Origin of the sequence: Aquibacillus saliphilus (assembly GCF_020404745.1) — a bacterium.
GTDB lineage: Bacteria > Bacillota > Bacilli > Bacillales > Amphibacillaceae > Aquibacillus > Aquibacillus saliphilus.
Genome location: NZ_JAIZAP010000025.1, coordinates 36,668 through 59,896, shown reverse-complemented (window position 1 = coordinate 59,896; position 23,229 = coordinate 36,668). Strand labels below are relative to the sequence as shown.

Below are 23,229 nucleotides of genomic sequence, written 5' to 3'. Positions count from 1 at the left end.
CGAAATTTCGCTCATGCTTTTTTTGATCTACAACACACACATATATTCTCGCCTTACAATTCTAAACCTCTTTATAGGCATTTAATCCATTAATGCTTGAGCAATTGCTAATCCCACCTTTAATTGCTACAAAGATACTCTCCTCTAATTGTTCTTTTGTTACTCCTGCTTTCTTAGCATTTTCCACGTGTAAATCAATATAATATGGACATCCATTGTATGTACCACTGCAACAGCAGTTACTTCCTTTAATGCATGTCAAAGTTTACCCTCAGCTACAGATGCATCATAAAATCCGATGAACTTGTTAAATACTTCTGGTGCCAAATCTCCTGATTCTGAAGAATCGAAAAATATGATTTTTTATACAATCCACCCCATATTTTCTTCCCTTACTATTTTGATGAGTAGGATTATACTGAAAATGAAAACTAATTGAAACTATAATAATGCATAGTTTGTGTATGTTCGTAAAAGAATAAATTACTCATAGCTTGTTTACCTAATAATTTTTCTTTTCTTACAAATAATAAACTGAGAACAAAAGCGTAGGCGCCGGAGCTGAATGTGGCTAACTTAGGAATTAATGTTCCTTAACAGTCCATTTTATAAATTCCTAAACAAGTACAAATAGTATTTTGAGGTGAGGATGTGTTTCCTTTTTCAAAGAAAAAAAATAACAGTAATCCAAACGACGAACCTGAAAAGGTAACTATTTATAAAGAAATTGATAAAAACGAAGAATATACAAAAAAAATCTTTTCCGCTGATATAAATAAAGATTTTACATTTCGAACCCTAACGGCTAATTACTGTCAAAAAAAAACGTACATATTTTTTTATTCTTCTATTGTTAATAGTGAGAAAATTTATAACGGCATTGTTAGACCTTTATTAGAAGCAGATGGAAAAACGATAAATAACATTATTACAATCGAGAGTCTGACTGAGATTAAAAGCTTTGATAAAGTTTTTGATCAAATAAATAGTGGCAAAGCTGTTGTCTTTATTGATGGTGAAACGACAGCATATTCAGTTGATGTAGCTGATTTTCAAGCACGCAAGGTCGGAAAAGCAGAAAATGAAAGATCTGTAAAAGGTCCAAAAGAAGCGTTTACTGAATCAATTGGTGTTAATGTCTCTCTTTTAAGAAAGAGATTTCATAACCAAAAACTAATTGCACAAACAATGCTTGTCGGAAGTCGTTCTAAACTAGAAGTAAGTGTTATGTATGTCAGCGATTTAGTTGACCAAGAAATCCTTAGAAATTTACAGAAGCGCATAGAAAGCCTATCTGTTGATAACATTTCAACGATTGAATTACTCGAACAGTATTTAGAGGAACGTCCATATTCTTTATTTCCAACAATCTTGTACACCGAGCGCCCTGACTATGCTGCTCAGTTCATTGAAGATGGTTACATTGTATTAATAATGGATAATTCCTCAGCTGCACTTATATTACCTGCTACATTTTGGTCTTTCTTTCATTCGCCTGAGGACCGTTATTCTCGATTTTTATTTGGAAATTTTACTAGACTGCTTCGTATGCTTGCCTTTGCTATTACAATCCTTAGCTCTGCGACTTACATTGCCGTTACTAACTTTCATAGTGAAATGATACCGCCGGATTTATTATTATCAATAACAAGCGCAAGAGAACGTGTTCCCATACCATTGTTTCTCGAAGTAATTATTATGGAAATCGCCTTTGAGCTTATCCGCGAATCTGGGCTTAGAATTCCTAATCCACTTGGACCAACAATTGGAATCGTTGGAGCACTCATCATTGGGCAAGCAGCAGTTGAGGCTGGTATCATAAGTCCAATTATTGTTATTGTAGCCGCATTATCAGGTCTTACATCCTTTTCTATTGCTAATACGAGCCTCAATCATTCTGTTCGTATATCTAGATTTTTATTTATTATTTCTGCTTCATTATTTGGGATGTTAAGTCTTGTTGGGGCACTTGTGCTGTGGGTTTTTTACATGTCATCTGTCAAATCGTTTGGTGTTTCTTATTTCGCCCCTTTGTCCCCAAAGTATAAGTCAACTGGAGATATGTACTTTAGAAATATTATTAAACATGAATTCTGGCGGCCAGGACAAGTAAATCCTACTGATAAAACGAAAAAGAATCCTAATAACAAAGGTGATTCCACTAATGAAAAAAACAAGTTTAAAAGCTAGAGAACTGTTCGCAATACTAACTATAACAGTTGGATTTAAGCTTGCTGATACAACAGCCTCAAACTATGCACAAGAAGGGAAAAATGCATTTTGGTTAATGCCTATTGTCTCATTTTTAATAATGATACCTTCCCTTCTACTATTGATGTACCTATTAAAAAAATACAAGAATAAAAACTTGATTCAACTGATCAAAAAAATATTAGGTAAACACGTTGGGTTATTTGTTAGTCTTATCATTTTTCTGGTCGCTTATAGTTTATTAATTGTTGATGCAAGAAATTATGCCGATCAAATTAAGATCCTTTATTTCCCAGAATCACCAACCCCAATTATTCAAATGATCTTTTTAATAGTTATATTTTACGGTGCCAAAAGAGGTCTCCAATCCATTGGTACTTCAACCTATATCACACTTCCATATCTTAAAATATCTATTATTTTATTAGCCCTATTAATAGCTCAGTCAATAGTTTGGCTAAGAATATTCCCTATTTTCGGTGATGGATTAGGTGTGCTTCTATTGGAAGGCGCAAGAAGAGGTTCTATATTTGCTGATTTATTTATTGTTACTATTGCCTATACTGCCTTTTCAAATAGTAAGGCATTTTCAAAAGGGCTTATTTTTGGGAGCTTATTCTCTTGGATTGAAATTACAATATTCTTTTTGTTATATACAACCGTATTTGACTATAATTCGATTGATAAACGTGCCTTTCTATTTCATGATATAACACAATATGTCAATTTCGGTGTGTTCTTTACAAACGTAGAAACGTTTTTTATGGTCTTTTGGCTAGGTGCAGCTTTTTTACGATTTATTATTCTTATTTACTTAGTTAGTTGGATATTGGGAGAAACATTAAATTTAGATGAATTTGAACCTCTAATTTTCCCTTTAACATTCTTTGTTTTTCCTTTAAGCTTGATTGCCGAAAACACAATTACTAATGAATTATCTTTTCGCAATAATCTATTTACCATCGCTACTCCTATTTTTATTTTTATGCCAATACTTCTGTGGATTGTAGCTAAAAGTAAAGGAGAATTAAAAAAAATATGAAGCAACTTCATTTGGGCTCACTTATATTGTTTACCATCCTTCTAGCTGGTTGTTATGATCGTACCGAATTAGAAGAGCAATCATATGTTATTGCAATTGGAGTTGACCTGACGGATAAGAATGGATTGTATAAAATCACCTTCCAAATAGCTAATCCGGAGGTAGGGACTTCGATGACTGGTAGTGGTCCTGATGAGCCGCCTAGAGAGACCGTCACAGTAGAAGGAACAGATATAATTTCTGCTACCGCTACTGCCAATTCATTTGTATCAAAAGAATTAAAACTAGATCATACAAAGGTACTTGTACTATCAGAGAAATTTGCTCGCTCTGGGGATTTGTTACGAGCCATCCAGGTCTCTTCACGTACGAAACAAATACGAGGCGGGGTTCAAATTATCGTATCCAAAGAAAAAGCCCGTGATTTTATTGATAATAACAATCCCAAAATGGAAACTAGGCCACACAAATATTATCAAGTAATGTTAAATCGAGCTTCAGAAATAGGTATTATACCAAATACCGATATTCACCGTTTTTTTCAAATAACAGAAGGCGATGCTGATTTGTTTTTAGCCCCGTATGCTTCAACTGAAATCGATGAAAAACCAAAAGAAAATGGTACTGAAGATGGTTATATTGCTGGTGAGGTTCCACAAGAAGGTGGTAGCAGATCACAATTTATGGGTTCTGCCGTTTTTAAAGAAGGAAAAATGATTGACGTTCTTACCGGTGCAGAAACGAGAATTGCTCAAACACTTGATAATACAATTGATTTATCAGATATTTATTCTACCTACGAAGATCCGGTTGATCCAAACTACCGGGTTGCTGGAGCATTTGCAAAAAAACAAAATACTGCTATTAAAATTGATTATAAAGAAAATGGTACTACCAAAATAGATGTGACAGTTCCATTTGAAATGGAAATATTTGCAATCCCTAGCCTGACTAATTACTCACAAAATGCTAAGAACAGGGAAAAGCTAAGAAAGTCAATCGAGGATAGCCTGACAAAAGCAGCAGAAGATTTAGTTAAAAAATCCCAAGAAAAATATGAAACTGAACCGTTTTATTGGTCATTGTATGTAAGAAATAATTTTAAGACAATTCAGGAGTATGAAAAAGCGGATTGGAATAAAAAAATATTTCCGCATGCAGATATTACCATTACCTATCGTTTAGAGACATTAGAATTCGGAAAAATGATTGATGACACACATCTTAACGAGGTGAGAGATTAGTGGGCTTATTGCTACTATCAGCCATTTCTATTTATTCAGGTATTTATTGCCTTTCCTATGCAAGGGCTTATTTTAAGAATGATAATAAGCTCGCTGCATTTGCTTATGTTATGATGATTTTACTATCTCTTGCCTCTCCTATTATAATCTTTGTTTATAGATAAATTTTGGTTCATAGTAAAAAGAGAGAGACAGCACTTGCTGTCTCTCTCTTTAGTGATGGCCCCAGCAGGATTCGAACCTGCGACGCATAGTTTAGGAAACTAACGCTCTATCCCCTGAGCTATGGGGCCATACAAAATTATATTTTTGTGACGCTTAATCATTATACAGGACAAACTTAAATTTTTAAAGCCTATTACTTATATATCTCTATACCGATTAGTAAAGGCACTTACGGAGTTAGTAAGTGCCTTACTCTATTTATTATTTCACTCAAATTGTGATGGGTCTACAAAACCATCATTGTCCATTAGAATTGCCAAAGCCTGTTGATAATCTTGATCTGTCACTTTAAATTCTAGTAGATGCTTACGTGCTGCCACTTCACTCTCACCATAATATTTTTCGATATCAATAGGTTTAATTAACGTAGGGATAGCTGAAGTACCACTATTGGTATTTGCTAGTGGAACAAGTATAGTCGTACTAGACTGTTCAGGAATTTCATCAATAATTACGTTATTAACAGCTAGTTTCTTCAACATTGCATGAGTAGATTCTGCATCATTTTCACTTTTAAAGTAACTGCGAATTACTTTTCCCATGTGCTCCTCATCCTCTCATTATCTGTTGTAGTACTTTTCCCAATTTCGGTTCGTGTTAAACAAATGGAACATTGAATTAACACGCGACCTACAATTTCATACTTTAAGGAAATTTAGTCCATGATATAAATGTGGTAAATTTTATTGCTACTGTCCGATTGATGTTCTTCTATGGTAAAATATAATTTGTCTGTCATAATATATCGAATTTTATCATTGATTGGAGGATGAGTAATGAAACAGTTGCCTTTTATTGCTGTTGAAGGACCTATTGGTGTAGGGAAAACATCATTGTCTAAGAAGCTAGCCTCCTATTTAAATTTACATTTACTTAGAGAGATTGTGGAGGAAAATCCTTTTTTAGGAAAGTTCTATGATGACATAGATGAGTGGAGTTTCCAAACTGAAATGTTCTTTCTATGCAATAGATACAAACAGTTAGAGGACATTGAAAAGAAATTTCTTAAATATGGAAATTCTGTTATCGCTGATTATCATATATCAAAAAATATGATTTTTGCAAAACGAACATTACCTGAGCAACAATTTAATAAATATGCCCAAATCTATCACATATTAACCGATGATATGCCTAAACCAAATATGATGATTTATATAGATGCAAGCTTAGAAACGCTATTGAATCGAATCCACCTTCGTGGCCGGGAAGTTGAGAGAAATATCCAACCCGCCTACTTAGAACAGTTGTCACAGGACTATCAAGTATTTATGGATGAATTTGAAAAAATGAACCCTGACATTCCTGTTATAAGGATTAATGGTGATAAAATAGATTTCGTCAAACATCAGCGGGATTTAGAATGGATTATTGATCAAGTTAAAGAGTATATAAATAAAGGGGAAGTTATCCTATGAATTTAAGAGAACGCTATAATATCCCTCACGATAGTGTTATTACGATTGCAGGTACTGTTGGTGTTGGAAAATCTACAATGACTAACGCATTAGCAAACTCCTTGAACTTTCGAACTTCATTAGAAAAAGTAGATACTAATCCTTACTTAGATAAATTTTATGCAAATTTTGAGCGTTGGAGTTTTCACTTACAAATCTACTTTCTTGCTGAACGCTTTAAAGAGCAAAAGCGTATGTTTGAGTACGGTGGTGGGTTCATACAAGACAGATCTATTTATGAGGATACAGGTATCTTTGCTAAGATGCATTATGAAAAGGGTACAATGTCTGAAGTGGACTATGAAACTTATCGTGGACTTTTCGACGCAATGGTGATGACTCCCTACTTCCCACATCCTGATTTACTCATCTATTTAGAAGGTTCTTTTGATGATGTTGTTGGACGAATAAAAGAACGAGGGCGACCTATGGAGCAACAAACTCCAGTTAGCTATTGGAACGAAATGTATAATCGCTACGAAGATTGGATTGATAATTTTAATTCATGTCCAATTCTTCGGATAAATATTGCTGATTACGACCTTTTAAATGATGAAACCTCAATAGAACCAGTACTAGAAAAAATCGGCCACTTTATACAACAATCAAGAAAGTGGAAGTCTAGACAATTAACATAACGAATAAAAATGGATTACAACTGAGTTGTAATCCATTTTTATTCGTTAAAATCCTACTTTGTTCAGGGTAATGCTACTGTTTCACTTGAAAAGCAGTTCCTAGTTCTTCAGACCTTTCTGAAGCTCGTTTAATACATGCGATAAGCGCTTCTTGGTAGTGAAATTGCTCTAATACTTCGACCCCTGCTTGGGTAGTTCCTCCGGGACTAGTTATTTTTTTTCGTAATAATGATGGATGGTCTTTAGATGCCTTAAGCATTTCTGCAGCACCTATCAGTGTTTGAAGGATCAGTTCTTTAGCTACAGTTTCTTCTAACCCAGCCTCAAGCGCAGCAGCTTCCATCGACTCGACCGTATAGTAAAAATATGCAGGTCCACTTCCTGATAAAGCGGTAATGGTATGCATGTCTTTCTCATCAACTACTGTTGTTGTTCCAATTGTATTAAACAATGATACAACCATTCGCAAATGGTTCTCGTCTGCATATTTTCCAGTTGCAATCGCTGTTGCAGAATAACCGATTGTTGCAGAAGTATTAGGCATTGCTCTAATAACGGAAATCTCCATTTCAGCTGCTTCTGCGATATAATCTGTCGATACACCAGCTAAAACAGTAATGATTAACTGACTTTTCTCTAGGTAAGGTTTGATATCTTTAATTGCTTGAGAAATATCAGCCGGTTTCATTGTTAGTATAATTATATCTGAACCGGTTATAATTTCTTTTTTATTACTAGAACAATTAATATTGTATTTCGTTTTTAAATAGTCTAGTCTTTCTTTACTTGATTTGTTTGTTACACCGATTTGTTCTGGACTTAAAAATCCCTTTGACGTAATTCCAGAAATCATAGCCTCAGCTATCGATCCTGCACCAACAAAAGCAATTTTCTGGAACATTTAATCCCTCCATTAAATAAATTTAAAAACCCTACTCCGCCCTTACTTAAAAGGACGAAATAGGGTTGGGAATCCGCGGTACCACCTTGGTTTGATATCTTAATTTTAAGATATCCACTTTGTTACCGATTAACGCACAGCAGACGGTCAAGTTTCACTTAACAGCTCCCAGGTAGGTTTCAATAATGTCTAAATGTAGGAATCTTTCAGCCAGTGAATTCCATTCTCTTTCATTCGCTATTATTTACTTGGCCTGTTCATTGCTTTTTTATCTTTGTTTATTTCTTCGTATTATGAATTGATTTTATACATATGTCAAGTTATTTTTTCATAATTCAGATTATTTATAATCAAACTAAATTACGATAATTTGCAATTTACACTTTTAAACACAAAAAAATCGCTAATTTCGTAGCGATTTTTTATATATAATCTCCAATTTTCTTATATGCGTATAGGTAATATGGAGGAGGAGGAGGGATTCGAACCCCCGCGGGCGATGAAGCCCCTGTCGGTTTTCAAGACCGATCCCTTCAGCCAAACTTGGGTACTCCTCCCTGCTGACGACAATACTAACTATACTACTTTTAATAGTTACTGTCAACATTTTTATGTATTTTTTTTTACCCTCTTCTACTAAATTTAATAGAAGAGGGTAGGTAACCATTTAAAAAACGAAAGTTGATTCGTACTAAATTACTTAATCAGTTCTTTTCCACCCATATAAGGACGTAGCGCTTCAGGAACCATGACAGAGCCATCTTCTTGTTGGTAATTTTCTAGGATAGCCGCAACAGTTCGACCTATAGCTAATCCAGAACCATTTAAAGTGTGGACAAATTCAGGCTTGCCTTTTTCTTCTCTTCTAAAACGGATACCAGCTCGGCGTGCTTGGAAAGATTCAAAGTTTGAACAAGAAGAAATTTCTCGGTAGGTATCATTACTTGGAATCCATACTTCTATATCATATTTCTTTGCAGCTGTAAAACCTAAATCTCCTGTACACATGCTCATAACTCGATAAGGTAATTTTAATAATTGTAAAACTTTTTCAGCATTAGCTGTTAATTCTTCTAGAGCTTGATATGAGTCTTCAGGTTTAACAAATTGCACTAATTCAACTTTGTTAAATTGATGTTGTCGTATTAATCCACGTGTATCTCTTCCTGCGGATCCCGCCTCTGAGCGGAAAGAAGCGCTAAATGCAACATATTTCTTAGGTAAGTCACCGAGACTTAGTATATCATCACGATGGTAATTAGTAACAGGTACTTCAGCTGTTGGAACTAAGAAATAATCCCAGTCTTGTATTTTAAATGCATCCTCTTCAAATTTAGGTAGTTGACCTGTGCCCGTCATACTTTTACGATTAACCATATAAGGAGGAAGCATTTCTTGATAGCCATGATGATCGGAGTGAAGATCCATCATGAAATTCATTAATGCTCTTTCAAGTCTAGCTCCAAGCCCTTTATAAAATACAAAACGACTTCCTGTTACTTTCGCAGCACGCTCAAAATCTAATATATCTAAATCAGTTGCTATATCCCAATGTGGTTTTGTATCGAATATAAAGGCTGGAACATCACCCCATTGTCTAACCTCAATGTTGTCGTCTTCACTTTCTCCAATTGGAGAGCTCTCGTGTGGGATATTAGGAATAGACAAAAGTAAAGTTTCTAATTGTTCCTCTACCTGTCTTAACTCGGTATCAATCGTCTTTATTTTTTCACCAACTTGACGCATTTCTAAAATCATTGTCTCAGCATCTTTTTTCTCTTTTTTAAGTACAGATATTTGTTTAGATACTTCATTTCTATTTGCCTTTAACACTTCGGTTTCTGCTATTAATTCACGACGTTTATTATCTAAATCACCAAACTTATCTAAATCTGATAAGTCCTCACCTCGGTACTGCAATTTTTCTTTTACTTCATCAAAATTCGTACGTAAATATTTCATGTCTAGCATAGTAGTTTCCTCCCTTTCAACTCATTTTAAAATTAGAACAAAAATGCAGGTGCATTCGAAATAAGCAAACCGCTTATTTCCGGATAGGTGCAGGAGCCAGACGTGGCTAACTTATAAACTAATTATTCACAGCAGTCCATTCTATAATTTCCAAAACATCAAAAAACTCCCATCCCTAATATTAGTAGGGACGAGAGTTTAATTTTCCCGCGATACCACCCTTATTGAAGATATCAATCTTCCGGCTCACATTGATAACGGTTTTAACCGGGTATGCTATTTAAATCAGCATACCAGCTCCAGGGTGGATTCACAGAATTCTTACACCGATTCTCACCAACCACCGGTTCTCTTAAGAAAGAAATGCTGTTACTATTTCCTATCAACACTTTGTATATTTAAATATAGAATAGCTAAAAAAGAGTTACGATGCAAGTTTAGCAGTCTCCACCATTTTAACAAAATATGCAGTCAAACGATGATCATCAGTTAATTCAGGGTGGAATGCACTACATAGAAAATGACCTTGTTTTGCAGCAACAATAGTGTCTTTAAAAGTAGCTAACACTTCTACATTTTCTCCTACTTCTACAACATATGGTGCACGAATAAAAACAGCCTCAAATCCATCCGCAATACCTTTAATATCTAGGTCAACTTCAAAGCTTTCTTTTTGCCTTCCAAAAGCATTACGTTCTACCTTAATATCCATTAGTTGTAAATGTGCATTATCTTGCCCAACCACATCTTTTGCTAGTAAAATCAAGCCCGCACACGTTCCAAAAATAGGTTTATGTTTACCAAAGTTGACTAAAGCATCAAAGAAGTCATATTTATCGATAAGGCGGCGCATTGTTGTACTTTCACCACCTGGTAAGATTAAACCATCTACTTCATCTAACTGCTCTTTTCTCTTCACTATTAGTCCCTCAGCTCCTGATGCTTCCACAGATTTAATGTGTTCACGAACAGCACCTTGAAGTCCTAATACTCCAATTTTAATCATAAAATCTATCTCCTTTTGTCTATTACCAACCACGATCTTGCATGCGTTGTTCAGGAGCTATTGTACCTATTTCAATACCTTTCATAGCCGTACCAAGACCTTTGGAAATTCTTCCAATTAATTCATAGTCTTGATAATGAGTTGTAGCTTCTACAACTGCTCTTGCAAATTTCTCTGGGTTATCTGATTTAAAAATACCAGAACCTACAAATACACCATCTGCTCCGAGTTGCATCATTAATGCAGCATCGGACGGAGTTGCAATTCCACCTGCTGCAAAGTTAACAACTGGTAAACGTCCTTGATTTTTGATATCAAGAAGAACTTCATACGGTGCACCAAGATTTTTAGCGAATGTCATAATTTCATCTTCTGACATTCCAATTAACTTGCGAACCTGAGCTTGTACTTCGCGCATATGACGAACTGCTTCAACAATATTACCAGTACCTGGCTCGCCTTTAGTACGTAACATAGACGCACCTTCACCAATACGGCGAGCTGCTTCTCCAAGGTCACGACATCCACAAACAAAAGGTACTGTATAGTCACGCTTATTTAGGTGATAGACCTCATCAGCTGGAGTAAGAACTTCACTCTCATCAAGGTAATCAACACCCATTGCTTCTAATACTCGAGCTTCTACAATGTGACCAATACGAGCTTTAGCCATTACCGGAATAGAAACAGCATTCATAACTTCTTCTATAATTGTTGGGTCTGCCATTCTAGCAACGCCACCAGCTGCACGAATATCTGATGGCACTCTTTCTAGTGCCATAACAGCAACAGCACCAGCTTCCTCAGCAATCTTAGCTTGTTCAGCATTAACAACGTCCATAATAACGCCGCCCTTTTGCATTTCAGCCATTCCCCGTTTTACTCGATCAGTACCTGAATTAGACATATTGTATCCTCCTATATTTGCATTCATAAAATTCAACACTAGCTCATCGTCTAACTATTGTTGAAATTACTCATACCAATTCATTTTTAAAAGTTATCTCTATCTATAACTTTCATCATACAGTATTATTCAATATTGTATCGCAATTTTCAAAGAAATCCCAACTATTTAAAATATTATTAAAACCAACCTGTCACAGTGTCAGTTATACTTGTGAAAATATTACTAAAAAAGTTACCGATTGAACCAATTATTAACATAAACCAGTTTGCCTTCTCAACTTTACTAGTGGTTACTATATCAGCAGTTTGAACGGTTCCGACTCCATTAATATATTCATAATTACCCTCACCATTATAAACAACTTCCATCGTTCCAATTTTAGTTCCTTTTTCTATTGGTGCTGTTAGTTCTCCATCTTCATTTAGAAGTTCAGCGTCAAAATTATATGACACGCTGTAGTTTTCTTCATCGCCATTTTTAACTGTGTCAACTATTGCTTGGTTTGAAGAAATTTCTACCTGATCTTCTTTTCCCTTTGCAACTGGTATGATAGATTCTCCTTCTATTTGATAACCTTCTGGATATATCTCATTATTAGAGAACTGTGAAAACCCATGATTTAATAATTTTTTTGTTTGTTGAAATCTTTCTGCTCTACTTTCGGTATTCATAACAACACTAATAAGTCGCCTTCCATCACGTTCAGCAGTTCCAGTAAAACTATTTCCGGCATTTTGTGTATATCCAGTTTTTAAACCATCTACACCCTCAGCATAAAATTGCGTATAGTTATTGTTTTCCCATGGTAACATCCAATTCCAATTTTCATATTCTATGCCATTAAGTTCAGACGTTAGCTTACTCGAGTACTCAAGTACTTCTGGATAATCGTTTATAAGATGATAAGCTAACAATGCTGTTGATTTAGCTGACATTACCGTATCCGCATCAGCGTCTGTACCTTCAGGATAATTGTTTCCTAAATCAGCGTTATTCAGTCCAGTTGAATTAACAAACTCATAACCAGGTAACCCTAATTCATCAGCTTTTTGATTCATCAATTTTACAAATTCACTTTCTGAACCAGCTATTAACTCAGTTAGAGCAATTGTGGTAGCATTATCAGAATTGATAGCCATTGCTTCATATAACTGTTTAACTGAATAATCTATATCTTGAATTAAACCAATTCCTGAAGAACTTGAATTTCCAGAAACCTGAAAGGCATAATCACTGATTTGTGTTGTTGTATCCCAGCTGATTTCACCTTTATTAATTGCTTCCATCACAAGATATTCTGTCATCATTTTAGTCATACTTGCTATTGGTAATATTTCTTCAACATTTTTTGCATACAGTACTTTTCCTGTTTCTTCGTCCACTAAAATAGCAGCTTTTGCCTCTACATCAAAAGTTTCTGCACTTTTTTTATCTGGATTCACCATTAATACCGAAATTGCGATGATTAATGCTGTTATTATTAAAAAAGATGTCTTTAATTTATGTCTCAACTTTCTCTACCCCCACCAATATTAGTATGCACCTCAACTATTTTATCATATTAGTTTGAAAAGGGGAATGTCCTTTTAGTAGGTCCATTTGGAATTATTTAGTAGATAATTCTAGTCATTTTGTATCCTAATAGATTAAAAACAATTAACCTTCTGTTACTGTTTCACATGCTTTTTTTCTTATAGTGAATTAATTTTATTTATAAAAAGAGCTTTACCTTCACTTGATTAGTTAGGTAAAGCTCTTTTTTTATTATAATTCTTCTGCATTTGTTTTAATAACTTGTTTAAACCAATCAAAGCTTTTTTTCTTGTACCTGTTAAGATCACGTAAATCTGTTTCATCACGATTTACAAATATAAATCCATATCGCTTTGTCATTTGGCCGCTTGAACTTAAAATATCCGTTGCACCCCATGTAAGATAGCCAAATATATCAACGCCTTCTTCCATTGCAATTTTCATTTGTTCAATATGGTCTCTTAAATAATCAATTCGATAGTCATCTTCTACAGTGTTATTGTTGTCCAACTCTTCTTTGACGCCAATTCCATTTTCAGTAATAAATATTGGTAACTTATAACGCGAATACATATCCTTTAGCGCAATTCTAAATCCAATTGGATCAATTGTCCAACCCCATTCACTTGCCTCTAAATATGGATTTTTGGTGACACCAGCTGTGATTCCTTTTTCAGCTGTAGCTTGCACTGTATGACTTTGATAATAGCTAATTGATAAGTAATCTACTGTATTTTCTTTTAGTAGTTGTTCATCGCCATCTTCAAAAGTGGGCATAATACCTTTTGATTTTAGATCACTAGAAACATACGTAGGATATTCACCATTAGCAAAAACATCAAAGTAAAAGTCATTGAGAAGTTCTTTTGCCTTATAGTTAGCAATTGCATCCTCTGGTTTTGGTGTTAGTGGATAAGTTGTAAAGTATGTAATCATACCTGCCATTTGCCCACCTGGGATAATTTCGTGCAATGCTTTAGTTGCCTTTGCATGAGCAACAAAGGCATTATGAGCAACCTGATATCTTAATGCTTCAGAATCTTCATCTCTTGTAACACCCCAATACTCTGGGTTTAATAAAACTAAATTCTGCTCATTAAACGTTAGCCAATATTTTACTTTATCTTTGTAACGTTCAAATACCACTCTGGCATATTTCTCGAATAAATCAACTACTTTTCTTGATGCAAATCCATTATATTTTTCAGCTAACTGTAATGGTAAATCAAAATGACAAAGAGTGATAACAGGCCTGATTCCACAAGCTATCATGTAATCAAATACTTTATCATAAAATGCTAATCCTTCTTCATTTACTTCTCCTTCTCCGTCTGGAAAAATCCTTGACCAAGAAATACTAGTCCGGTAAGCATTGAAACCCATCTCTTTGAATAAATCAATATCTTCTATATAACGGTTATAAAAATCCACAGCAACTTTCCAATCAGAGTGTCCCTCAGGAATGGGTCTAGCATCTACAGTAGAAGGACCTTTTCCACCCTTATTCCAAGCACCTTCCGTTTGAAACGAGGTTACCGCTCCACCCCATAGAAAATCATCTGGAATTATATTAGTTTGTTTGCTCATTTTAAATCCCCCTTTAAATCTTATTATCTTGATAAATTTGGCTATAGTATGCAATCGTGAAATCAAATAAGTACATTAACGAAAATCGTTCAGATGACAAGCCTATCTCATCATAAGTTGTCCCATTTAAATGAATAACAATGTCCGCTTTATTTAGATACGGGCTATCCTGGTTATGAGTGATAATAATTAATTTACTCTTACTATCAACAATTGATTGGATCAGGTCTTTATTCGCTTGAATAAATCTTCCTGAAGGACTGACAACGACACTTAAAGAACTAGCGTCAAGCTCATCTATATCGTTTTGCTGTTCTAGAATATCCGAGAATGCACTAACAAATTTATTAAATTGAATTAATCGAACTTGAAAATCCTGCGCCATAGCTTGGGAAAGTTGTTTTCCGAAAAAAGATACTTTACTAGAGTCATGAATTAAATCAATCATTTTTAAAACATTATCTATATCTATCATATCTTTAGAAGAATTTAACCAACTTACAATTTTATTGTAAAAAGAAGTTTGCAATTCTTTGCCAACGCTTTCTAAATCAGAGTCTTGAATACTTTTTGTCTCCATGTTATGTTGCTCGACTGATAATCTCGCATATTCCTTAAACTCTTGAAAGCTATTGTAACCAATTCTACGACAAAACCTAGTAATGGCTGCTGGGGATGTAAAGCATTTGTTTGCTAGTAAACTTATGTTCATATTTGGAATGCTTTTCACATCATGTAACAATGTTAATGCAATCAGATAATTAATATCCTTATCTTTATGATTATTAATATAGTCAAATAATCGGTAAATTATATCGTTCATATCATCACCACTATTCTAAGTATATCGTTTTATATTTCTGATTACACTAGCTAGTTACCCATTTTCACTTTTTGAAAATGAGCTAGCCTAACCAATTGATATCTTCCCAAGTAGAGAGAAAACAGTTAGATTTTAAGAAGTCATCCGTGTACTTATTGCTACACATCATCGGGTGCCTACTTTCCAAATGCACTCCATTTTTTATTTGTTTTTTATTCGATTTTGCTTCATTTCCCCATAAAAACCATTTAGCCTTTGGGTTTTGCTCGGAAATATAAGCCATTACCTTGTTAGAAAATGAACTCCAAATCTTTTTATGACTATTAGCCTTTCCAACCTGACAAGTAAAAGAGGTATTAAGAAACAATACTCCTTGATTTTCAAGTGAATCAAACCACTTTTTCGGTGATTTAATCGGAAACTTTTCATTTTTTATATCAGTTTTAATCGTATTGAACGTCTTTATATTCTGATAGTCAGTTATTCCAAAATAATTTTTATGTAAGAGACGAATTATATTTTTGATTGATACCTGTCGAAATGACTGATCCCAGTCATATAAGTCACCAACCTCAAATGCCCTTCCAGTGGCCACACCAATAGCTGGATATACATCCTGTCCAAGCCAAATAACTTTAACCTGGTCAAGGTCTATCGTTAGAAAACGCAATATGTTTTTGGGGTCAGTTGGATTGTATTCTTCTCCAATTTGTTGCTCAATTCTTAACAGCTCATTTAAAATATCCGTAGTTAAAAATTTGTTCCATGAACGGTGTGTGTTATCAGGTATTAACATCCTTATTTCTCCTCCTATAAGAAAAGCGCAAGGCTCCTTGTTAGCCTAGGTCCCTGAGGCGGGGTGTGCATTCGAAATAAGCAAACCGCTTATTTCCGGCTAGGCGCTGGAGCTAGACATCGAATCGCAAAATTTTATATTTCCTTAACTTTTAAGAAGGGCTGAATCCTAGTAGTAGGATTCAGCCCTTTTAAAACTTTCTTCTAAATTGAATAGTTAGGTGACTCTTTAGTAATTTGAACATCATGCGGATGGCTTTCTCTTAAACCAGCGCCTGTCATTCGGATGAATTGTGCCTCATTACGAAGAAGTTCTAGGTTTTTCGAACCACAGTAACCCATACCAGACCTTAATCCACCGAGTAATTGATGAACAGTATCCGCAAGAGGACCTTTATATGCTACTCTTCCTTCAATTCCTTCTGGGACTAGTTTTTTTGTTTCTTCTGTTTCCTGGAAATAACGGTCCTTAGATCCAGATTTCATTGCAGTAACGGAGCCCATACCACGATAAACCTTATATCGTCTGCCTTGGAAAATTTCTGTTTCTCCAGGACTTTCTGTGACACCTGCAAATAGACTACCAAGCATCACCGCATGTGCACCTGCAGCTAAAGCTTTAGCTATGTCTCCTGAGTACTTAATTCCTCCATCTGCAATTATTGGAATTCCATGTTTTTCTGCTTCAGTCGCACAATCATTGATAGCTGTGATTTGTGGGACACCAACACCAGCAACAACGCGTGTTGTACAAATAGATCCAGGACCTATTCCTACCTTTACAATATTGGCTCCTGCCTCGATTAACTCACGTGTTGCGTCAGCTGTCGCAACGTTACCAGCAATAATATCAATTTCTGGGTATTTTGCTCTTACTCTCTTAACTTGATCAAGGACACCTTGGGAATGACCATGTGCTGTGTCTAAAACTAGTATATCAACTCCAGCTTCAACAAGTTTGTCGATTCTAGTCATTGCATCTGCAGTTACTCCAACAGCTGCTCCAGCTAATAAACGACCTTGGGAGTCTTTTGCAGAATTTGGAAATTCAATCAATTTTTCAATATCTTTAATCGTTATTAATCCTTTTAATATACCATCTTCGTCTACAAGTGGAAGCTTTTCAATTCTATGTTGTTGCAGTATTTTTCCGGCTTCTTCTAAAGTTGTACCAACTGGTGCGGTAATTAAATTATTGCTTGTCATAACTTCAGAAATACGTATTGAATAATCTTCAATAAACCTTAAATCACGGTTTGTCAGTATTCCGACTAGTACTTGATCTTCATTATTATTTACAATAGGTACCCCTGAAATTCGAAATTTACCCATTAAATGCTCAGCGTCAAACACTTGGTTATCTGGTAAGAGGAAGAATGGGTTGGTTATAACACCGCTCTCTGAACGCTTTACACGATCAACTTTTTCCGCTTGTTCTTCGATAGACATATTCTTATGGATAATTCCCACACCGCCTTGACGCGCCATAGCAATTGCCATTGCTGCCTCTGTTACTGTATCCATTCCTGCACTAATGAAAGGAATATTTAAATTAATTTTAGATGAAAGTTTAGTTTTTACCGATACGTCTCTAGGTAACACATCTGATTTTGCTGGTAAAAGTAAAACGTCATCAAACGTGAGTCCTTCTTTCACAAATTTGTCGTCTCTCATGAATATCCTCCTTGAAATGAAATGGATTATATAAAGTTGGTTACAATAAGAAATACAGCATAATTAAATTAACTTTTTCCCATTTAAAAGGGAAAAACAGCTGATTTCTTAGTAGTTTTAATCCTTTTAATAAATTCTATTGTTATTTACAATACGACATCGTACTAGCTTTTTCAACCTTTTTTCACCTTTTTCAAGAGTTAATTAAGTTTAATTTTTACTTGACATTACTAAAGCATTTTTAGAAAGGAATTGTTCTATGTTTCAACAGGACATTTCAAATTTTCTTGTTTATCTAAAATCTGCCCACACTTCACAAAAATATTTAAAAAACTGTTATATTCAAAATCAAATTCAAGATCCAGAAAAAAGAAGTTATCAAAATTGTTATCGATTCTTATATTATCTGGAGCACGGCCAGGCATTTTATCAATCAGGAATTAAATCAGATATCGTAATTAAACCTATTTTATTTTTCTACGGAATGGTTCATTTGTTAAAGGCTTGCCTTTTAACAAAACGTCCTGACTATCCTGAAAATACTGCTATGCTTTCACACGGGGTATCGACCAGAAAACTTAAAAAGCAACAATATGCTTTTTTAAATGATGAAATAAAAATTCAACACAAAGGTTTGTTTCCATATTTTTCTAAGTATTTATTTGAAGTAAATCAACTTCCCTTTCAAAAAATTAATATGAATCAATTACTGGCTGCCATACCAGAATTAAATGATCTTTTCATGCACCATAGAGGAAGTGGTAAACTAACCAAGATTGGATATTTGAAAGAATCGATACTTACTTTTGATTCATCCCTATTAGATAGTTATCATATAACGGAAACCAACTTTATTAATAAACTAACTAATTATCTTGTAGGCATTGAAAGTAACTTAAACGATAAAGACAAAATTATGATTACATTATCAAAGCCTTTATCCCCATCATCGAAAGGACCGTTTTTTTTCCACGCTAGTGAAGAGGCATTCTATTTTCCTAAAAGTAGACACTACTTTTCAACTAGTCATGAAGTTATGAACCATTACTTATTACTTTATAATCTTAGTATGATTAGTCGTTATGAAACAGAATGGTGGGGTGACCTGCTACACACACTTCCAACCGAAGACTACCCCTTTATACAGCAGTTTTTGACAGTAACATCAACGAAGGTACCTACATTATTAGGCTACTTTCTACTAAAACAACACAAGGATTAGCAATTATCAGCTAATCCTTGTGTTTTAAGTTAGTATTTCTTCAATATAAATATTGCGGTTCTCTGTTAATGGGACAATTTGATGATCATCTTCAAATCTAATCATCGGTCTTGTAGGATGATTTGTTTCAATAAAAACTATTTCACCTTTTTTATTGTTAGATAATCGAACTTTTGTTCCAATTGAAAAACTCGATAAGCTTTCAACAAATGTTTGTAATATTTGATGATCAAACTTATTAAACTTGTCTTGCATCATTTCTTCGATTACTTTAAAAGGTGACTGTTTTCCTTGATAGATACGTTCTGAAGTCATCGCATGATATGTATCGCTAATAGCGAGAATACTTGCATAAGGATGTATTTTACTTTTTTCGACTCCTAAAGGATAGCCAGCACCATCAAAACGCTCATGGTGTTGCAAGACAGCTAATTTCACCCCCATTGACAAAGATGGAACCTTTTCTACTAAACGATATGAATATGTCGGATGCTTTTTTATTTCTTCATATTCAGGTAAAGTTAACGTGCTTTCTTTATTAAATAGGTTTCGATTAATTTTAGACATACCGCTATCTGCCAATAAACCAGCTAGACCAACCTGTACCCATTCTTTTTGGTAGTTTCTTTTTTTCGCTAGAAAAGCAGAAATAAGGGAAATAGATATACAATGGTGAAAAAAATAGTCCTTTTTAGAGGAATACTGGTGTAATAGATATAGGTCAAAACCCGCTTGATCAATTTGTTCAAACAAAGGAAATATTAATTTTCTTACTCTGTTTATGTCTAAAGAAGCACCACTTTGCCAATGAACAAATAGTTTTTTGTAGCCTTCTACAGCCTCAATATAGTGTTGATAGAATGTTTTAGTACTGACTTCATTTTCTGTTTGACTCGTTTTTCCCTCGTTACTTTCTTCTTCTAAATCTTTAGGATTAAATTTCACACCAAAATTCAAGCGATCAGCTACTTCTACTTTTTTAACCAAAAATTTAGTTAGTATTGTTATATGTCGATCCGTAACAACGGTATTTTTAAGGACAATTGGGTGATTCGTTTTTCCCATCACATCCTTCATAATTAGACAACCAGGAACTAATTGTTTAGGATGTACCCACATCCAGTCCACTCCTCATTTCTAACTACATTTTTAAAAAATCCCCTACCTTTTAACAGTAGGGGATTTTCCATACTATTAGAGTGTTCCGCTAGTATATGAAGTCAGTTATTTAGCAAAAGTAAAACTAATTATTCTTCTTTATCTAATCTTTCCTCGGCATCTTTCTCTTTTGATGATGAAGTTTCAATATCATCAATCACTTCTTCGCCTTCAGGTAATGATGGCTCAATTTCTTCCTCTTCTTCTGTTTCAATTCTTGCAACTGTTGCGACTTTTTCATCTTCTTGTAAACGAATAAGTCTAACACCTTGGGTGTTTCTTCCAGTTACAGAAATTCCTTTAACAGGCATCCGGATTAAAACGCCAAGTGCAGTAATAATCATAATATCTTCTTCACCTGTTACTGCTTTCACTGTTACAATTCTACCTGTTTTTTCAGTTATGTTACTAGTAAATACTCCCTTACCACCGCGGTTTGTAATTCGGTATTCGCTAGCAGGAGTTTGCTTGCCATAACCATTCTCTGTAACATTTAAAACGTTAAGTCCATCCTCGATAATTTCCATAGAAACGACGATATCATCGCCTCTCAGTGAGATGCCTTTAACACCAGCAGCTGTACGGCCCATTGAACGTATTTGTTCTTCAGGGAATCGAATTAAGTAACCATTCTTTGTACCAATCATAATATGCTTGTTACCATCAGTTAAACGAACTGCAATTAACTCATCTTCTTCACGGAGATTTAATGCTATCAGCCCGCCCTTTCTAATATTAGCAAATTGCGATAGGGTTGTTCGTTTAGATATTCCTTGTCTGGTCGTAAAGAAGAGATACCAGTCTTCTGCAAACTCACTCACAGTAATAACTGCATTTATCCATTCACCTTTTTCTATTCCTAGAAGGTTGATAATTGGAATACCTTTCGCCGTTCGACTAAATTCAGGAACTTCATAGCCTTTTGCTTTATAAACCTTACCTTTATTTGAGAAAAATAAGACTGTATCATGTGTCGATGTTGAAACAAGGTGTTCAACAAAATCATCCTCATTTGTTCCCATACCTTGAACACCACGTCCACCTCTTCTTTGCGTACGGTAAGTAGAAGAAGGTAGTCGTTTTACATATCCTTGGTGCGTTAACGTGATAACAATATTCTCTACCGGAATCAAATCTTCATCTTCAATAAAGTCTGCGCCACCAACGATAATTTCAGTACGCCTTTTATCATTAAAACGTTCTTTTATCTCTGTCAATTCCTCACGAATAATTTCTAATACTTTTTCTTCATTAGCCAAAATTGCTTTTAACTCCGATATTAATTCCATTAAGTCCTTATATTCTTGTTCGATTTTTTCACGTTCTAACCCAGTTAAACGCTGTAATCGCATATCAAGAATTGCTTGTGCTTGCTTATCTGATAACTCAAAACGATTTATTAGACCTTCTCTTGCAATATCTGCTGTTTTAGATTGTCTAATTAGGGTAATTACTTCATCTAGGTGGTCTAAAGCTATTCGTAAGCCTTCTAATATATGTGCCCTAGCTTCAGCTTTTCTTAATTCGAAAGCTGTACGTCTTTTTATAACTACTACTTGGTGATCTAAATAATGTTTTAGACACTCTTTTAAATTTAAAACTTTTGGATGCCCATTTACTAGCGCAAGCATGTTAATACCAAAAGTAGTTTGAAGAGATGTTTGTTTATATAGATTATTTAAGACGACATTCGGGTTAACATCCCTGCGTAACTCAACAACAACACGCATACCTGTCCGGTCTGACTCATCTCTTAAATCTGTTATGCCTTCGATTCGTTTATCTCGGACTAAATCAGCAATTTTTTCAACTAATCTAGCTTTGTTTACTTGATAAGGAAGCTCAGTAATAATGATTGTAGATTTACCATTGGCGTGTTCTTCAATACGTACTTTCGCTCGGACTGTTACCGAACCTTTTCCTGTTTCAAACGCTTTTCTTATCCCACTTCGGCCTAAGATTTGTCCTGCTGTAGGAAAATCCGGTCCAAAGATATGGTTTTCCATCAATTCTTCAATAGTAATGTCTGGATTTTCGCTTACCGCTAACACAGCATCAATTGTTTCGCCTAACTGATGTGGCGGGATATTGGTAGCCATCCCAACAGCTATTCCTGAAGCTCCGTTAACAAGCAAATTTGGAAAACGTGAAGGAAGAACGATTGGTTCTCTTTCCGATCCATCATAGTTGTCCTGGTAGTCAATGGTATCTTTGTTAATATCTCGTAACAATTCCATCGATATTTTTGACATACGTGCTTCCGTATAACGCATCGCTGCAGCAGAATCTCCGTCAACAGATCCAAAGTTACCATGTCCATCTACTAGCATATATCGATAACTGAAATCTTGAGCCATTCGAACCATTGCCTCATATACTGAGGAATCACCGTGTGGGTGATATTTACCTAGTACATCCCCTACAATACGAGCAGATTTTTTGTATGCCTTATCTGCTTGTATTCCTAAATCATTCATTGCATATAGTATTCTACGATGCACTGGCTTTAACCCATCTCTAACATCTGGTAAAGCGCGGGCTACAATAACACTCATTGCGTAATCCAAAAAAGATGTACGCATTTCATTGCTAATATTTATTTCTTGCACGTGTGGCCGTTGTTGATCCACCATGAGATTACCTCCCTATCAAAATGAGGAAAAGAGACTTGCCTATTTTTCAGGCCACAGTCTCTACACTTATTTAATCGTTATCTATTACGAGTCAATTTCAAAATTACAATCTCAAACCATATCCTGACAACATCATAGTTGGAAAAGGTTCTGGTTCAACATACCCTGTTGACGGTAAATAGGTAGTATGAAATTGATT

General features: G+C 34.9%; 19 protein-coding genes, 2 tRNA genes and 2 other annotated features. Of the genes, 6 read left to right on the top strand and 15 right to left on the bottom strand.

Annotated features, from left to right (window positions below):
• Positions 1-61 precede the first annotated feature (61 nt).
• A complete protein-coding gene (locus LD272_RS19745; RefSeq protein ID WP_226038324.1) occupies positions 62-262 on the bottom strand; it encodes a carboxymuconolactone decarboxylase family protein in 201 nt (66 codons plus the stop codon).
• Positions 263-651: 389 nt separating this feature from the next.
• Here LD272_RS19745 and LD272_RS19740 point away from each other — a divergent pair, with 389 nt between their 5' ends.
• The 3 genes from LD272_RS19740 to LD272_RS19730 are packed head-to-tail and all read left to right on the top strand — an operon-like array spanning position 652 to position 4,497.
• Positions 652-2,190: a spore germination protein gene (locus tag LD272_RS19740; protein ID WP_226038323.1), complete on the top strand. Its 1,539-nt coding sequence runs from the start codon at positions 652-654 to the stop codon at positions 2,188-2,190.
• The gene (locus LD272_RS19735; RefSeq protein ID WP_226038322.1) at positions 2,165-3,253 is read left to right on the top strand and encodes a GerAB/ArcD/ProY family transporter; all 1,089 of its coding nucleotides are present in this window, start codon (positions 2,165-2,167) and stop codon (positions 3,251-3,253) included. Before LD272_RS19740 ends, LD272_RS19735 begins: the two co-directional genes overlap by 26 nt.
• Positions 3,250-4,497: a Ger(x)C family spore germination protein gene (locus LD272_RS19730; protein ID WP_226038321.1), complete on the top strand. Its 1,248-nt coding sequence runs from the start codon at positions 3,250-3,252 to the stop codon at positions 4,495-4,497. Before LD272_RS19735 ends, LD272_RS19730 begins: the two co-directional genes overlap by 4 nt.
• 220 nt (positions 4,498-4,717) lie before the next feature.
• Here LD272_RS19730 and LD272_RS19725 read toward each other — a convergent pair.
• Both LD272_RS19725 and LD272_RS19720 read right to left on the bottom strand, forming a co-directional pair.
• Positions 4,718-4,790 (bottom strand) — tRNA-Arg (locus LD272_RS19725).
• 138 nt (positions 4,791-4,928) lie between these two features.
• Entirely contained in the window at positions 4,929-5,264 is a 336-nt protein-coding gene (locus tag LD272_RS19720) for a hypothetical protein (RefSeq protein ID WP_226038320.1), read from the bottom strand.
• Between the two features lie 234 nt (positions 5,265-5,498).
• On the opposite strand from LD272_RS19720, the gene LD272_RS19715 reads away from it, so the two are divergent.
• Together LD272_RS19715 and LD272_RS19710 are read left to right on the top strand one after the other, a co-directional pair.
• Positions 5,499-6,140, top strand: coding sequence for a deoxynucleoside kinase (locus LD272_RS19715; protein ID WP_226038319.1), 642 nt, complete (start codon positions 5,499-5,501; stop codon positions 6,138-6,140).
• A complete protein-coding gene (locus LD272_RS19710; RefSeq protein ID WP_226038318.1) occupies positions 6,137-6,817 on the top strand; it encodes a deoxynucleoside kinase in 681 nt (226 codons plus the stop codon). The genes LD272_RS19715 and LD272_RS19710 overlap by 4 nt, the downstream gene beginning before the upstream one ends.
• A gap of 73 nt (positions 6,818-6,890) precedes the next feature.
• On the opposite strand, the gene proI is transcribed toward LD272_RS19710, so the two are convergent.
• The 10 genes from proI to guaB all read right to left on the bottom strand — a co-directional run bounded on the left by proI (position 6,891) and on the right by guaB (position 18,017).
• On the bottom strand, positions 6,891-7,718 hold the full coding sequence (proI, locus tag LD272_RS19705) for a pyrroline-5-carboxylate reductase ProI (RefSeq protein WP_226038317.1): 828 nt from the start codon (positions 7,716-7,718) through the stop codon (positions 6,891-6,893).
• Between the two features lie 47 nt (positions 7,719-7,765).
• Positions 7,766-7,988: a binding site (T-box leader), on the bottom strand.
• A gap of 194 nt (positions 7,989-8,182) precedes the next feature.
• Positions 8,183-8,275: transfer RNA gene (locus tag LD272_RS19700), tRNA-Ser, on the bottom strand.
• 139 nt (positions 8,276-8,414) lie between these two features.
• Entirely contained in the window at positions 8,415-9,689 is a 1,275-nt protein-coding gene (serS, locus tag LD272_RS19695) for a serine--tRNA ligase (RefSeq protein ID WP_226038316.1), read from the bottom strand.
• Between the two features lie 183 nt (positions 9,690-9,872).
• Positions 9,873-10,084: a binding site (T-box leader), on the bottom strand.
• A 29-nt stretch (positions 10,085-10,113) separates the two neighbouring features.
• Positions 10,114-10,695 (bottom strand): pyridoxal 5'-phosphate synthase glutaminase subunit PdxT, encoded by a 582-nt coding sequence (gene pdxT, locus LD272_RS19690; protein WP_226038315.1) that lies wholly within the window; start codon positions 10,693-10,695, stop codon positions 10,114-10,116.
• A 22-nt stretch (positions 10,696-10,717) separates the two neighbouring features.
• Entirely contained in the window at positions 10,718-11,602 is an 885-nt protein-coding gene (pdxS, locus tag LD272_RS19685) for a pyridoxal 5'-phosphate synthase lyase subunit PdxS (protein WP_226038314.1), read from the bottom strand.
• Positions 11,603-11,781: 179 nt separating this feature from the next.
• The gene (locus LD272_RS19680; protein WP_226038313.1) at positions 11,782-13,116 is read right to left on the bottom strand and encodes a D-alanyl-D-alanine carboxypeptidase family protein; all 1,335 of its coding nucleotides are present in this window, start codon (positions 13,114-13,116) and stop codon (positions 11,782-11,784) included.
• Between the two features lie 253 nt (positions 13,117-13,369).
• A complete protein-coding gene (locus LD272_RS19675; RefSeq protein ID WP_226038312.1) occupies positions 13,370-14,725 on the bottom strand; it encodes a glycoside hydrolase family 1 protein in 1,356 nt (451 codons plus the stop codon).
• Between the two features lie 13 nt (positions 14,726-14,738).
• The gene (locus LD272_RS19670) at positions 14,739-15,548 is read right to left on the bottom strand and encodes a MurR/RpiR family transcriptional regulator (RefSeq protein ID WP_226038311.1); all 810 of its coding nucleotides are present in this window, start codon (positions 15,546-15,548) and stop codon (positions 14,739-14,741) included.
• Between the two features lie 82 nt (positions 15,549-15,630).
• Positions 15,631-16,344, bottom strand: coding sequence for a uracil-DNA glycosylase (locus tag LD272_RS19665; RefSeq protein WP_226038310.1), 714 nt, complete (start codon positions 16,342-16,344; stop codon positions 15,631-15,633).
• A 203-nt stretch (positions 16,345-16,547) separates the two neighbouring features.
• Positions 16,548-18,017 (bottom strand): IMP dehydrogenase, encoded by a 1,470-nt coding sequence (gene guaB, locus LD272_RS19660; RefSeq protein WP_226038309.1) that lies wholly within the window; start codon positions 18,015-18,017, stop codon positions 16,548-16,550.
• Positions 18,018-18,276: 259 nt separating this feature from the next.
• Here guaB and LD272_RS19655 point away from each other — a divergent pair, with 259 nt between their 5' ends.
• Positions 18,277-19,239, top strand: a complete 963-nt coding sequence (locus LD272_RS19655) for a YaaC family protein (protein WP_226038308.1) — start codon at positions 18,277-18,279, stop codon at positions 19,237-19,239.
• Between the two features lie 24 nt (positions 19,240-19,263).
• On the opposite strand, the gene LD272_RS19650 is transcribed toward LD272_RS19655, so the two are convergent.
• The gene (locus tag LD272_RS19650) at positions 19,264-20,358 is read right to left on the bottom strand and encodes an HD-GYP domain-containing protein (protein ID WP_226038307.1); all 1,095 of its coding nucleotides are present in this window, start codon (positions 20,356-20,358) and stop codon (positions 19,264-19,266) included.
• Between the two features lie 128 nt (positions 20,359-20,486).
• Positions 20,487-23,030 (bottom strand): DNA gyrase subunit A, encoded by a 2,544-nt coding sequence (gyrA, locus tag LD272_RS19645; protein ID WP_226038306.1) that lies wholly within the window; start codon positions 23,028-23,030, stop codon positions 20,487-20,489.
• Between the last annotated feature and the right edge of the window lie 199 nt (positions 23,031-23,229).

What these genes read in the sequence shown, in the direction of transcription:
- LD272_RS19735 (WP_226038322.1), top strand. Translation starts at nt 2,165, where the DNA reads ATGAAAAAAACAAGTTTAAAAGCTAGAGAACTGTTCGCAATACTAACT.
- LD272_RS19730 (WP_226038321.1), top strand. Translation starts at nt 3,250, where the DNA reads ATGAAGCAACTTCATTTGGGCTCACTTATATTGTTTACCATCCTTCTA.
- LD272_RS19720 (WP_226038320.1), bottom strand. Translation starts at nt 5,264, where the DNA reads ATGGGAAAAGTAATTCGCAGTTACTTTAAAAGTGAAAATGATGCAGAA.
- LD272_RS19715 (WP_226038319.1), top strand. Translation starts at nt 5,499, where the DNA reads ATGAAACAGTTGCCTTTTATTGCTGTTGAAGGACCTATTGGTGTAGGG.
- LD272_RS19710 (WP_226038318.1), top strand. Translation starts at nt 6,137, where the DNA reads ATGAATTTAAGAGAACGCTATAATATCCCTCACGATAGTGTTATTACG.
- proI (WP_226038317.1), bottom strand. Translation starts at nt 7,718, where the DNA reads ATGTTCCAGAAAATTGCTTTTGTTGGTGCAGGATCGATAGCTGAGGCT.
- serS (WP_226038316.1), bottom strand. Translation starts at nt 9,689, where the DNA reads ATGCTAGACATGAAATATTTACGTACGAATTTTGATGAAGTAAAAGAA.
- pdxT (WP_226038315.1), bottom strand. Translation starts at nt 10,695, where the DNA reads ATGATTAAAATTGGAGTATTAGGACTTCAAGGTGCTGTTCGTGAACAC.
- pdxS (WP_226038314.1), bottom strand. Translation starts at nt 11,602, where the DNA reads ATGTCTAATTCAGGTACTGATCGAGTAAAACGGGGAATGGCTGAAATG.
- LD272_RS19675 (WP_226038312.1), bottom strand. Translation starts at nt 14,725, where the DNA reads ATGAGCAAACAAACTAATATAATTCCAGATGATTTTCTATGGGGTGGA.
- LD272_RS19670 (WP_226038311.1), bottom strand. Translation starts at nt 15,548, where the DNA reads ATGAACGATATAATTTACCGATTATTTGACTATATTAATAATCATAAA.
- LD272_RS19665 (WP_226038310.1), bottom strand. Translation starts at nt 16,344, where the DNA reads ATGTTAATACCTGATAACACACACCGTTCATGGAACAAATTTTTAACT.
- guaB (WP_226038309.1), bottom strand. Translation starts at nt 18,017, where the DNA reads ATGAGAGACGACAAATTTGTGAAAGAAGGACTCACGTTTGATGACGTT.
- LD272_RS19655 (WP_226038308.1), top strand. Translation starts at nt 18,277, where the DNA reads ATGTTTCAACAGGACATTTCAAATTTTCTTGTTTATCTAAAATCTGCC.
- LD272_RS19650 (WP_226038307.1), bottom strand. Translation starts at nt 20,358, where the DNA reads ATGTGGGTACATCCTAAACAATTAGTTCCTGGTTGTCTAATTATGAAG.
- gyrA (WP_226038306.1), bottom strand. Translation starts at nt 23,030, where the DNA reads ATGGTGGATCAACAACGGCCACACGTGCAAGAAATAAATATTAGCAAT.